The 13,473-nt window shown below is 72.7% G+C and carries 9 protein-coding genes; all 9 read left to right on the top strand.

All coding sequences use genetic code 11. The features are described 5' to 3' along the window. Positions 1 to 17 precede the first annotated feature (17 nt). The 9 genes from AC07AG_RS37650 to AC07AG_RS37610 all read left to right on the top strand — a co-directional run bounded on the left by AC07AG_RS37650 (position 18) and on the right by AC07AG_RS37610 (position 13,247). Positions 18 to 3,449: a serine hydrolase gene (locus AC07AG_RS37650; protein WP_478761126.1), complete on the top strand. Its 3,432-nt coding sequence runs from the start codon at positions 18 to 20 to the stop codon at positions 3,447 to 3,449. Between the two features lies 1 nt (position 3,450). Beyond that, a complete protein-coding gene (locus AC07AG_RS37645) occupies positions 3,451 to 4,644 on the top strand; it encodes a M20 family metallopeptidase (protein WP_478761125.1) in 1,194 nt (397 codons plus the stop codon). Beyond that, positions 4,628 to 5,539, top strand: coding sequence for a GNAT family N-acetyltransferase (locus AC07AG_RS37640; protein ID WP_478761123.1), 912 nt, complete (start codon positions 4,628 to 4,630; stop codon positions 5,537 to 5,539). The genes AC07AG_RS37645 and AC07AG_RS37640 overlap by 17 nt, the downstream gene beginning before the upstream one ends. Then, positions 5,536 to 6,645, top strand: coding sequence for an o-succinylbenzoate synthase (gene menC / locus AC07AG_RS37635; protein ID WP_478761122.1), 1,110 nt, complete (start codon positions 5,536 to 5,538; stop codon positions 6,643 to 6,645). Before AC07AG_RS37640 ends, menC begins: the two co-directional genes overlap by 4 nt. A gap of 186 nt (positions 6,646 to 6,831) precedes the next feature. Continuing rightward, entirely contained in the window at positions 6,832 to 8,484 is a 1,653-nt protein-coding gene (locus tag AC07AG_RS37630; RefSeq protein ID WP_478761120.1) for a PucR family transcriptional regulator, read from the top strand. A gap of 173 nt (positions 8,485 to 8,657) precedes the next feature. Beyond that, a complete protein-coding gene (locus AC07AG_RS37625) occupies positions 8,658 to 10,067 on the top strand; it encodes a serine hydrolase domain-containing protein (protein WP_478761118.1) in 1,410 nt (469 codons plus the stop codon). A gap of 109 nt (positions 10,068 to 10,176) precedes the next feature. Then, a complete protein-coding gene (locus AC07AG_RS37620; RefSeq protein WP_478761116.1) occupies positions 10,177 to 10,449 on the top strand; it encodes a hypothetical protein in 273 nt (90 codons plus the stop codon). Between the two features lie 137 nt (positions 10,450 to 10,586). Beyond that, positions 10,587 to 12,188 (top strand): ABC transporter substrate-binding protein, encoded by a 1,602-nt coding sequence (locus AC07AG_RS37615; protein WP_478761114.1) that lies wholly within the window; start codon positions 10,587 to 10,589, stop codon positions 12,186 to 12,188. Between the two features lie 183 nt (positions 12,189 to 12,371). Further along, positions 12,372 to 13,247, top strand: coding sequence for an undecaprenyl-diphosphate phosphatase (locus AC07AG_RS37610; RefSeq protein WP_478761112.1), 876 nt, complete (start codon positions 12,372 to 12,374; stop codon positions 13,245 to 13,247). Positions 13,248 to 13,473 lie beyond the last annotated feature (226 nt).

Here is a 13,473-nt window from a genome sequence, read left to right as displayed (position 1 = left end):
TGAGGAGGTGGCGCACCGTGACCCCACGCCTGCGCATCGACGACCTGTACGACTTCGCGGTGCCCGAGCAGCCCGCACTCTCGCCCGACGGCGCCGAGATCGTGTACGTGCTGCGCACCGCCGACCGCGCCGCCGACCGCGACGTACGCACGCTGTGGCAGGTCGGCGCCACCGGCGGCGCCCCACGCCAACTGACGCGCGGAACAGCCGACTTGGCGCCCGCATGGTCGCCCGACGGGACCCGCGTCGCGTTCCTGCGCACTCCGGACGACGGGCCCGCGCAGGTGTGGCTGCTTCCCGTGGCGGGCGGCGAGCCCGAGCAGCTCACGACGCTGCCGCTCGGCGCGGGCGCGCCGGTGTGGAGCCCGGACGGCAGCGCGCTCGCGTTCACCGCGCCGGTCGACCCCACCGCGTCCGACGGCACGGCGGACGACGCGCGGGCCAAGGCGCCCGTCGTCGCCCGGCGCCTGGACTACAAGGCCGACGGCGCGGGCCTCCTGCGCACGGTCCGCACCCATCTGCACGTGGTCGGCGTCGCCGACCGCGAGGTCCGGCAGATCACCCGCGGCGACTGGCACGCCGCCGCCCCCGCCTGGTCACCGGACGGCTCCCGCCTCGCGTTCCCCGCGGCACGCGACGAGGACTCCGACCTGACGTTCCGCAGCGCGGCGTACGTCGTCGATGTGGGCCCGCGCCCTGCGGAGCCCGTACGCGTCGGGTCGGCCGGAGGACAGGCCGCGGCCGTGACCTGGGCGGCGGACGGCGGCGCGCTCCTCGTCGTCGGCTCGACCGGCACCGCCGTCGGCCACGCCCGGCTGCTGCGCGTGCCGTTGGACGGCGCCGGGGCCGCCCCGCCCGCCGACCTCACGGGCGCCCTGGACCGCAACGTCATGCTCGGCGGCCCCGCCTACCCCGGGGCGCTGCCCCGGCTCACCGCCGACGGACACCACGTACTCGTCTGCCTGCGCGACCGCGGCTGCACTCATCTGTACGTCGTCGGCGCCGACGGGAGCGGCACCCCGCGTCGCGTGGTCGGCGGTGACGCGGTCCAGGTCAGCGGGGTGTCCTCCGCGGGCGGCACCACCGTCGCGGTCGTTTTGTCCACCGCGACCTCCTACGGGGAGATCGCCACGGTCGACCTCGCCACCGCGACGGTCACCGTCCGCACCGGGCACGGCGGCCCCGAGACCCCCGAGGCTCCCGAGCTGTTCGTGCGCGAGGAACGGGAGTTCACCGTGTCCGACGGCACGGTGGTGCAGGGCTGGCTGGTGCGCGACCCGGCGCGCGGCGGCCCCGCTCCCCTGCTCCTGGACATCCACGGCGGCCCGCACAACGCGTGGAACGGCGCGGCCGACTCCGGGCACCTCTACCACCAGGTGCTCGCCGCCCGCGGCTGGACGGTGCTGCTGCTCAACCCGCGGGGCAGCGACGGCTACGGCGAGGAGTTCTTCACCGCGGCGCTCGGCGGCTGGGGGCTGAAGGACGCCGCGGACCTCACCGAGCCCCTCGACCAGCTCGTCGCCGAGGGGGTCGCCGACCCGCGGCGCCTCGCCGTCACCGGGTACAGCTACGGCGGGTTCATGACCTGCTATCTGACCAGCCGTGACGGCCGGTTCGCCGCGGCCGTCACGGGCGGTGTGGTCAGCGATCTGACCAGCGTCGCCGGTACGTCCGACGCCGCGCATCTGCTCGGCGTGGCCGAGCTGGGCGGTCCGTCGTGGGCGGACCGCGAGCATTACGCGCGGCTGTCGCCCCTCACCCATGTCGACCAGGTGCGCACCCCGACCCTCGTCCTGCAGGGCGGCGACGACGAGCGCTGCCCGGTCGGGCAGGCGGAGCAGTGGTTCACGGCGCTGCGGGCGCGGGGCGTTCCCACCGAGCTGGTCCTTTACCCGGGCGGCGCGCATCTGTTCCCGCTCGACGGCCCGCCCTCCCACCGGGCCGACTTCAACCGGCGCGTCGTGGACTGGGTGGAGCAGTACGCGGGTGAGCCCGGACGGCCGCGCAAGGTGCCGCTCGACACGGCCCACTGGCAGCGCCGCCTGACCGAACTGGCCACGGCACACCGGGTTCCCGGCGCTGCCCTCGGCATTCTGCGGCTAGGTGCGGACGGCGCGGGGGACCCGGACAGCACGGGGGGCTCGGGCGGCGCGCGAGGCTCGGATTGCGCGCGGGACGACGTCCTGCGGGCCCACCACGGCGTCCTGAACACCGCCACCGGCGTCGACGTCACCGACGACTCGGTCTTCCAGATCGGGTCCATCACCAAGGTCTGGACGTCGACCGTCGTCATGCAGCTCGTCGACGAGGGCAAGCTGGACCTGGACGCGCCGCTCGTCGACGTGCTGCCCGAACTGCGCCTGGCGGACCCCGCCGTCACCAAGCAGGTGACGATGCGGCATCTGCTCACCCACACCAGCGGCATCGACGGCGACGTCTTCACCGACACCGGCCGCGGCGACGACTGTCTGGAGCGCTACGTCGAACTCCTGGAGGAGACGCTCCAGAGCCATCCCATCGGCGCGACGTTCTCGTACTGCAACTCGGGCTTCAACCTTGCGGGGCGGGTCATCGAGAAGCTGACGGGGCTCACCTGGGACGCCGCGCTGCGCGAACGCATCTTCACACCGCTCGGCCTGACCCGTGCGCTGACGCTCCCCGAGGAGGCGCTCCTCCTGCGCGTCGCCGTCGGACACGTCACCGACGGCGACGCGGATCCCGCGCCCGCCCCGGTGTGGGGGCTGCCGCGCTCGGTCGGCCCCGCCGGGCTGATCAGCGCCGACACCGCGGACGTGCTCGCCTTCGCGCGGCTGCATCTGACCGGGGGCCTCGGCCCGGACGGCACCCGTGTCCTGAGCGAGGAGGGCGCGGCACAGATGGCGGCCCACCAGACCGACCTGCCGGACCGGCACACCCTGGGCGACTCCTGGGGCCTCGGCTGGATCCGCTTCGGCTGGGACGGACAGCGGCTGTACGGGCACGACGGCAACACCATCGGCCAGTCCGCGTTCCTGCGGATCCTGCCCGACCAGGGCCTGGCGGTTACGCTGCTGACGAACGGCGGCAACACCCGTGATCTGTACGAGGACCTGTACCGGGAGATCTTCGCCGAGCTGGCGGGCGTCACCATGCCCCGCCCCCTGACCCCCGCCGACCGGCCCCCGGCCGTCGACGGCGCGCGGCACACCGGGGTCTACGAGCGGGCCGGTGCCCTCATCGAAGTACGCACGGAAGAGGGTGAGTTGAGGCTGCGGCAGACCGTGACGGGTCCCCTCGCAGCACTGGACCCCACACCCACCCAGGAGTTCACGCTCGTCCCGGTCGGCGACTCCCGGTTCGTCTTCCGGCAGCCCGGCACGCAGACCTGGGTCCCGGTCACCTTCTACACGCTCCCGACCGGTGAGCCGTACGTCCACTACGGCGCCCGCGCCACCCCGAAGGTGAGCTGACATGACTGATCCCGCACCTCGATCGCCCGCTCAAGCGCCTTCGCTCGTACGCGACTTCGAGGCGGCACTGCCCAAGATCCTCGCCGACATCGAACTCCTGGTGCGCTGCGAGTCGCCGTCCGCCGACCTCGCAGCCGTGGCCCGCAGCGCCGATCTGGTGGCCGAAATGGGCGCCGCGTACCTGGCCGCGGCCCCCGAGCGCATCGTCATCGACGGGCGCACCCACCTGCGCTGGCGGCTCGGCGACGGGCCGCGCCGGGTCCTGGTCGTCGGGCACCACGACACGGTGTGGCCCATCGGGTCGCTCGCCACGCATCCGTTCGGCGTCGAGAACGACGTGCTGCGCGGGCCGGGCTGCTTCGACATGAAGACCGGCGTGGTGATGGCGTTCCATGCCCTGGCCGCGCTGGACCGCACCGACGGCGTGACCGTCCTGATCACCGGCGACGAGGAACTCGGCTCGCCCTCGTCCCGCGCGCTCATCGAGGCCGAGGCGCGCGGCTGCGACGCGGCCCTCGTCCTGGAGGCGTCGGCGGACGGCGGGGCCCTGAAGACGGAACGCAAGGGAGTGTCGCGGTACGAGGTGCTGCTGCGGGGCCGCGCCGCCCACGCCGGGCTCGAACCCCACCTGGGCGTAAACGCGAGCGTCGAGGCGGCGCACCAGATCCTCGCCACCGCGGCGCTCGGCGACGCCGCCGCGGGAACGACCGTCACACCGACCGTGCTGGACGCGGGCACGACCACGAACACCGTGGCCGCGCGGGGGCGGTTCGCCGTCGACGTGCGGGTGCGCGACACCGCGGAGCAGGATCGCGTCGACGTCGCGATGCGGGCGCTGCGGCCGGTGCTCGACGGCGCCCGTGTCGAGGTCGTCGGGGGCCCCAACCGGCCGCCGATGTCCGGCGGCGCGTCGCGGGACCTGTTCGCCCGCGCCACCCGGATCGCCGACGGCCTGGGCATCGGGCCGCTCTCCGCGGTCGCCGTCGGCGGCGCGTCGGACGGCAACTTCACCGCGGGCGTGGGCACCCCCACCCTGGACGGCCTCGGTGCCGTAGGCGGCGGCGCCCACGCCGACCACGAACACGTCGAGGTGGCCGAGCTGCCCCGGCGGACCGCCCTGCTCACGGCGCTGCTGCGGGAACTCCTTGATCACGCCCAGCGCCCTCACGGCAAAGAAGATGACACCAGTGATTGATCTGTCCAGCGACACGGGCCGCACCTCAGGCGCGGGGGACGTGTCCGGCGAGGCAGTCGCCGCGGCGGAGTCCGCGGCCCGCTCGGCCCGCGTCTCCGTATGCCAACTCGCCGAACTGGCGCACCTGGAGGCCGTACAGAGCCTCTACGAGGGAATCTGGCGGCCGGACGGAAAGAGCCCGCCGGTGACGACCGAACTGCTGCGCGCGCTCACCAAGGCGGGCAGCTATGTGGGCGGCGCCTTCGACGGCGGCGAACTCGTGGGCGCCTGCGTCGGGTTCTTCTCGCCGCCCGCCGCCGGGGCCCTGCACAGCCACATCGCCGGCGTGGCCGCGAGGATGCGCGGCCGCAGCGTCGGCCACGCGTTGAAACTGCACCAGCGCGCCTGGGCGCTCCAGCGCCAAGTGGCCGAGATCTCCTGGACGTTCGACCCGCTGGTGCGCCGCAACGCCTACTTCAACCTCGGCAAACTGGCGGCCGCGGCCGGCGAGTACCTGCCCAACTTCTACGGCCCGATGAACGACGGCATCAACGGCACCGACGACACCGACCGCCTCCTGGTCACCTGGCGCCTCACCGCCCCCGAGGTCGCCCTGGCCTGCGCGGGACAGCGCCCGGCGCCGCGGCGCACCGCGGGCGCTGTCACCGCCCTCGGTGTCTCCCCGCGGGAGAGCCCCGTCCTCGGCACCCTCGAAGGCCGGACGGTCCTGGTGGCCGTGCCCGCCGACATCGAGCGGCTGCGCGCCACCGACCCCGCACGGGCCGCCGACTGGCGCGCGGCCCTGCGGGACGTCCTGGGCGGGCTGCTCGCGGACGGGGCGCGGATCACCGGCTTCGACCGGGAAGGCCGCTACATCGTCGAAAGGAAGAACACGGAATGGAAGCACACGGCATGAAGCTCACCGGAGTCGAGATCCGCCGCGTCCGGATGCCGCTGGTGGCGCCGTTCAGAACCTCGTTCGGCACCCAGACCGTGCGCGAGGCCCTGCTGCTGCGCGCCGTCACGCCCGACGCCGAGGGCTGGGGCGAGTGCGTCGCGATGAGCGATCCGCTGTACTCGTCCGAGTACGTCGACGCCTGCGCGGACGTACTGCGCCGTTTCCTCGTCCCCGCGCTCGCCGGACGCCACGACCGGCTCGACGCGTCCGCGGTGGCTCCCGCGCTCAGCCCCTTCAAGGGGCATCTGATGGCGAAGGCCGCCCTGGAGATGGCGGTCCTGGACGCGGAGTTGCGCGAGCGCGGCGTACCGCTCGCGCGGGAACTCGGCGCCGTGCGTGAGCGGGTGCCCTGCGGGGTCTCGGTGGGGATCATGGACTCGGTGCCGGAGCTCCTGGAGGCCGTCGCGGGGTACCTCGACACCGGCTACGTACGCATCAAGCTGAAGATAGAGCCGGGCTGGGACGTCGCACCGGTGCGTGCCGTCCGCGAGCGGTTCGGCGACGACGTGCTGCTGCAGGTCGACGCCAACACGGCCTACACCCGCGCGGACGCGCGCCACCTGGCCCGGCTCGACCCGTTCGACCTGCTCCTGATCGAACAGCCGCTGCCCGAGGACGACTTGATCGGCCACGCGGAGCTCGCACGCCAGGTGCGTACGCCGATCTGCCTGGACGAGTCCATCACATCGGCCCGTGCCGCCGCCGACGCGATCGCGCTGGGCGCCACGAGCATCGTCAACATCAAGCCAGGCCGGGTCGGCGGCTATCTGGAGGCCCGCCGCATCCACGACGTGTGCGCGGCGCACGGGGTGCCCGTGTGGTGCGGCGGCATGCTGGAGACCGGGCTCGGCCGGGCCGCGAACGTCGCGCTCGCGGCGCTGCCGGGCTTCACGGTGCCCGGCGACACCTCCGCCTCCGACCGCTACTACCGCACGGACATCACCGAGCCGTTCACCCTCGACGACGGCCACCTGCCCGTGCCGACCGGGCCCGGCATCGGTGTGGAGCCGCTGGCGGACGCCCTCGACGAGGTGACGGTCTCCACGGAGTGGATTCCCGCCTGATGCAGATGCAGATGCAGATACCGGTGCAGATACCGGTGCCGGTTCCGGTGCCGCGCACGCCCCTGTCGTACGCGAGGAACTCCCCGTAAGATCACGGCCCATACGACCTATACGACGTATAGGTCGCCGACGCACAACAAGCCGAAGCCGTGTCTCGCCCCTACGGGAGGAAACGTGCTCATCCCGGTGACCACCCATCCCCGAGCCAGCCTGCGGCGCGTCCTCGAGGACCTGGGGCCCACCCTCCTCGACCTCGTGTGCGGCGACCCGGACGGCGCCGACGACATCGGCGGCGTCGTCATCCACGACCCGCACGACGAACCCGTGCCGCCCCCTCAGGCGCTGGTGCTCGGTGTCGCCGTGCACGATCCGGCGCAGATCGTCCAACTCCTCGACGCCCTGGGCACGCAAGGCGCCGCGGGTCTCGTCGTCCGCGCGCCGGTCGCCGTCGACGAGAAGGTCACCGCGGCGGTGACGCGTTCGGGGGTGGCGCTGCTCGGCCTGACGCGCGGCGCCTCGTGGGCGCAGCTCGCCGCGATGCTGCGCGCGCTCATCGCGGAGGGTGATGTCGGGGAGACGGGCCGGGAAACGCTGGGCGGGGTGCCGTCCGGGGACCTGTTCGCGCTGGCCAACGCGGTCGGGGCGCTCCTGGACGCGCCCGTCACCTTCGAGGACCACAGCTGGCGGGTGCTCGCCTTCTCCGGGCGGCAGGACGAAGCGGACCCCTCACGCGTCGAGACCATCCTCGGCCGCCAGGTGCCCGAACGCTTCACCCGTGTCCTGGAGGAGCGCGGAGTCTTCCAGGCCATGTACCGCAGCGACCGCCCCGTCTACGTGGAACCCCTCGTGGAGGTGGAGGGCGGCGATCTCAGTCTGCCGCGGGTGGCCCTCGCCGTACGCGCCGGTGACGAGATACTCGGCTCCATCTGGGCCGCGGTCCACGGCCCGCTCAGCGCCGAGCGCGACCAGGCGCTGCGCGACGCGTCCAAACTGGTCGCACTACATCTGCTGAGGCTGCGCGCGGGAGCAGACGTCGAACGGCGGCTGCGCGCAGACCTCGTGGGCACGGCTCTGGAGGGCGGCCCCGGCGCGGCCGACGCGGTCGCCAGGCTCGGGCTCGCCGAACAGCCCGGTGTGGTGCTCGCCCTGGCCGTCGCGGACCGCACGGACGGCGACCGGTCCGCCGCGCGGCACGCCCGGTACGTGGCCGAACGCCAGCGCCTCGCCGACGCGTTCGCGATGCACCTGACCGCCGTCCACCCCCGCTCGGCCGCCGCACTCGTGGGCGACGTCGTCTACGGCATCGTCCCGGCCACGGCAGGCCGTCCCGACGCCGAGGAGCGGGCCTGCCGGGTCGCGGACGAGTTCCTGGAACGCGTGGGCGAGCGGCAGGAGTTGCTCGTCGGGGTTGGCCCGCTCGCGCGGGAGAGCGCCGCCCTGCCCGTGTCCCGGGCCGGCGCCGACCGGGCACTGCGGGTGCTGCGCGCGGGCGAGGGCGCCCGCTCGGTGGCCCGCATCACCGACGTACTCGTCGAGTCGCTGCTCCTCGAACTCACGGACGTGATCGCCGAACGCGGCGACCCGCCGTCAGGGCCGGTGGCCCGGCTCGGCGCGTACGACGCGGCGCACCACACCTGCCTGGTCGAGACGTTGCGGGCGTGGCTGGACGCATTCGGCGACGTGGCAGCGGCGTCCACCGCCGTCCATGTGCACCCGAACACCTTCCGCTACCGGCTGCGGCGGCTCGCCGAGGTGGGCGGCCTCGACCTCACGGATGCCGACGCGCGCTTCGCCGCCATGCTGCAACTGCGGCTGTGGCCGCACGCGCGACGACCCTAGGCCCTGTCCTTCTAGGCCCTGTCCTTCGACGACAGGACCTGCCAGCTCACCCCACCGGTTTGGTGCCGGTCGATGGAACGTGGCCTCCCACATGGTGCGCGCGGACGAATCGCCGCTCGCGGACCACGGCCTAGCCTCGCTGCCGGACACCCCCCGACGGACAAGGGAGACGCATGTCGAAGACACAGGCACCGCGCCGGCAACTCGACGCCCTCCAGGCCTGGTTGAGCGAGCGCCTAGCGACGCTGCTCGACGAGAACCAGGTGCCGGGTGCCGCCGTGGCCGTGAGCGTCGGTGACGTGGTGATCGACGCCGCCGCGGGCGTCCTCAGCAAGGACACCGGGGTCGACGCGACACCGGACTCCCTCTTCCAGATCGGCTCGATCACCAAGGTCTGGACGACGACCCTCGCGATGCAGCTCGTCGACGAGGGGAAACTGGACCTCGACGCGCCCGTGCGCGACCACGTGCCGGACTTCAAGCTCGCCGACGACGAGGCCGCGGCCCGCATCACCGTGCGGCAGCTGATGTGCCATGTCTCCGGTTTCGAGGGCGACTTCTTCACCGACACCGGACAGGGCGACGACTGCCTGGAGAAATTCATCGCCACGCTCGGCGGGACGCCCCAACTGTTCGCGCCGGGCGAGCGGTTCTCGTACAACAACGCGGCCTACTGCGTGCTCGGCCGGGTCGTCGAAGTGCTGCGCGAGAAGTCGTACGACGCGTGTCTGCGCGAGCACCTCTTCGCCCCGCTGGGACTCACCCACGCGGCCACAGGACCGTACGAGGCGATCCTGCACCGGGCCGCGGTCGGCCACATCCGGGCCACCCCGGACGCCGATCCGCGGCCCGCACCGGTGTGGGCGCTCGTCCGCTCCAACGCCGCGGCGGGCGCGATGCTCGCCATGCGGCCCCGCGACCTGCTGACGTTCGCCCGGATGCACCTGGCCGACGGCGTGGCACCGGACGGCGCGCGTGTACTCGGCGCCGACAGCGCGCGAGCGATGCGCCGACCGCAGGTGGACGTACCGCGCCTGGGGCTCATGGGCGACTCCTGGGGGCTCGGCTGGGAGATCTTCGACTTCCCCGGCGGCACGGTCGTCGGCCACGACGGCGGCACCATCGGCCAGTCCTCGTTCCTGCGCGTCGTGCCGGGGCGCGACATCGCGGTGGCGGTCCTGACCAACGGCGGCAATCCGTTCGGCCTCTACACCGAGATCGTCGGACGCGTCCTGCGCGACCTCGCGGGCATCGAACTGCCCGCGCTGCCGGTGCCGGACCCCCAGGCGCCGCGCGTCGACGCGTCACGGTACGCCGGGACGTACGCGTCGTCGGTCGCCGACACGGTGGTCAGCCAGGACGCCGAGGGGCGGATCTGGGCCGAGCGGACCCCGAAGGGGATCTTCGCCGAAATCGGCGGCGTGCGGGAGCGGATCGAGCTGGTGGCCTCGCGCGAGGGCACGCTGATCGCCGTCGAGCCCGAGAACGGCGTGCACCGACTGCACTCGTTCGTCGGCGACGACGGCAAAGGCCACGCCCAGTTCCTGCACACCGGACGGGCCGACCGCAGGGTGGCGCCGTGAGGGCCGGGTGGCCGTGAGGGCCGGGAGGGCCGGGAGGCCGTGAGGGCCGGGAGGCAGTGAGGGCCGGGAGGCAGTGAGCAACGTGGGCGCCCTGAGCACCGTGGCCGCCGTGAGCGACGTCAGCACTGCGAGCCCTGCCAGCCCTGCCAGCACCGTCAGCACTGCCAGCACCGAGACCACCGCAAGCACTGCGAGCTCCGCCAGCACCGCAGGCACCGAGACCACCGCGAGCCGTGCCAGCACCGCGAGCACCGCGAGCTCCGCCAGCACCGCGAGCCCTGCCAGCACCGTCAGCGCCGCAAGCACCGAGACCACCGCGAGCCGTGCCAGCACCGTCAGCACCGCGACCACCGCCAGCACCGCGACCGTTTACGCCGCCTGAACCCGCGCCCCGGACCGGAGCCGGACCCGCACCGCCGGAGCCCGCGGCAGCGCCCGCCGCACGCACACCACCGCACGCCGCCACGTTCCACCACGTACCACCACACACCACCCACCACCCACCGCAGGGAGACACAGATGAGATCTGCGCGCATCGCCGCGGCAGTCATCGGCGCCGCCGCTCTGGGCCTCACCGGTTGCGGCGGGGCGCCGGACGCGGGCGGCCCCGCGGCTTCGGGCGGCAGCCTGGCCGACGGCAGGAGCTTCACCATGGCGATGCCGTCCGACCCCGGCACGCTCGACCCGGCGATGACCGTCATGGCGACCGCCATCCAGGTCGACCGCTTCCTCTACGACCCGCTGATCCACGTGGCCAGGGACGGCGGTGTGACGGCGGGTCTCGCCGAGAAGTGGGAGGCGGACACCACCACGGCCCGCTTCGCGCTGCGCCCCGGCCTCACCTGCGCGGACGGCGCACCGCTGACGGCGCGCGACGTGGCCGCGAACATCGCGTTCGTGGCCGACCCGAAGAACAGATCGCCGCTGGCCGGCCTGTACGTGAACCCGGGCGCCACGGTGAAGGCCGACAACGGGACCCGTGAGATCACCGTCACCAGCAAGATCCCCGACGCCTTCCTGCTGCGCAACATCGGCATGGTGCCCATCGTCTGCGGTAAGGGCCTGGACGACCGCGGCTCGCTCGCCAAAGGGCAGCACGGCACCGGCATGTTCACCCTCACCGATGCGGTACCGGGCGATCACTACACCTTGACCCGGCGCGAGGACTACACCTGGGGCCCCGGCGCGTGGCAGGCCGGCCAGAAGGGGCTGCCGGACAAGGTCCACATCCGCGTCATCGCGAACGAGACCACCGCGGCGAACCTCCTCCTGTCCGGCGAGCTGAACGCCGTGAGCCTCGGTGGACCCGACCAGCAGCGGCTCCTCGGCCGCGGCCAGTTCCACGCCGATTCGACGTCCGCGCGGGGCGAGATGTGGTTCAACCAGGCTCCGGGGCGCCCCGCACGGGACGAGCCGGTGCGGCGCGCCCTCGCCAAGGCCGCCGACCTGGGGGACATCGGCAAGGTGCTCACCGCGGGGACGGGCAAGCCGTCGCGGGGGCTCCTCACCGTCGCCCCGAAGCCCTGCAAGGGCGACGCGGTGTCCGGGAACCTGCCCGCCCACGACGTGCGCGCGGCCAAGTCCCTCCTCGACAAGGCGGGCTGGAAGGAGAACGCCGACAACATCCGTGTGAAGAACGGAAAGCGCCTCACCCTGACCCTCGTCTACCCCAGTCAGATCGGGCAGCCGGCCGCGTCGGCCGCCGAGCTCGTCCAGAAGGCCTGGCAGGACGTGGGGGCCGACGTGACGATCAAGGGAGTCGACAACACGGGCATCAATCAAGTGGTCGCGGGCAACGCCTCCTGGGACGCCGCCGTGCTGCCCCTCGGCCTGGCACTCCCGCCCCAGCTCAGGCCCTTCGTCTCCGGGCCCAAGCCCCCGGACGGCACGAATTTCGCCCACATCGAGAACGACGCGTACGCGAAGCTCGCCGACAAGGCCTCGCGCATGCCGGGCGCCGAGGGGTGCCCCACCTGGAGCCGCGCCGAGTCGGCACTGATCTCTTCGGTGGACGTGGTGCCCTTCGTCGACGCCGTCGTGCCGACGTTCGGGGCGGGCGCGCGCTTCGAGCTGAGCCACGGCAGCATCACGCCGTCGTCCGTACGCATGTACGGGGGCTGAACGGAAGGCGAAACGCAGGAGTACGCCGCCCGCGGACGACGGCCCTCCAGCGGTCTCGTAACCAAGTGACGCTACGCTGCCCCACGGCAAGGGAGTGATCACCCCTCGCTCTCACACCTCCCGCATACCCATCACATGACCGCACCCGCAGCCCATGATCCGTAGTTGGACGGCGCAGTTTCCATGTCTTGGCTTGAATCCTTCATTCTCGGGCTCGTCCAGGGACTGACCGAGTTCCTCCCGATCTCGTCCAGCGCGCATCTGCGGCTGACCGCGGCTTTCGCCGGATGGCACGATCCGGGGGCCGCGTTCACCGCGATCACCCAGATCGGCACCGAGGCCGCCGTGCTGATCTACTTCCGCAAGGACATCGCGAGGATCATCTCCGCGTGGTTCGGCTCCCTCTTCGGGAAGGTGCCGCGCTCGGACCACGACGCGCAGATGGGCTGGCTCGTCATCGTCGGCTCGATCCCGATCGGCGTGCTCGGCGTCACGTTCAAGGACCAGATCGAGGGACCCTTCCGCGACCTGCGGCTCATCGCCACGACACTGATCGTCATGGGCATCGTCCTCGGCATCGCCGACCGCCTCGCGGCCCGCGACGAGACGGGCGGCAAGCACCGCGCCGTCAAGGAACGCAAGAGCCTGAAGGAACTGGGCGTCCGCGACGGCCTGATCTTCGGCTTCTGCCAGGCGATGGCCCTGATCCCCGGCGTCTCCCGCTCCGGCGCCACGATCAGCGGCGGCCTGCTCATGGGCTACACCCGCGAGGCCGCGGCCCGCTACTCCTTCCTGCTCGCCATCCCGGCGGTCCTCGCGTCCGGCGTCTTCGAACTGAAGGACGCGGGCGAGGGCGGACACGTGTCCTGGGGCCCCACGATCTTCGCGACGATCATCGCGTTCATCGTCGGGTACGCCGTCATCGCATGGTTCATGAAGTTCATTACGACGAAGTCCTTCATGCCGTTCGTGTACTACCGCATCCTGCTCGGCATCGTGCTGTTCGTACTGGTGGGCATGGGTGCGCTGAGTCCCCATGCGGGTGAGTCCGCAGGGTGACGGACGGCTGACCGAGGCCTCACGCCCTGATCAACTCCCAGTCGTCTCCCACTCTCCTGCCCGGCAGCGCAACGGCGGCCCCGCGGACGTGAATCCGCAGCGCCGCTGTTTGGCACTTCCCTGAGGGGCCCGGGTGGGGGGCGCCACCCCCTTCTCGGGCTTTCAAGGCCCCTATCGGTACCGCCCCTCGCCGACCTGCTCCTCCTCATCGCCGACGCCCTCGACG

The organism is Streptomyces sp. NPDC044044 (assembly GCF_056434405.1).
The sequence above is the reverse complement of the archived record's forward strand: the minus strand, read 5'-3'. Positions and strand labels throughout refer to the sequence as shown.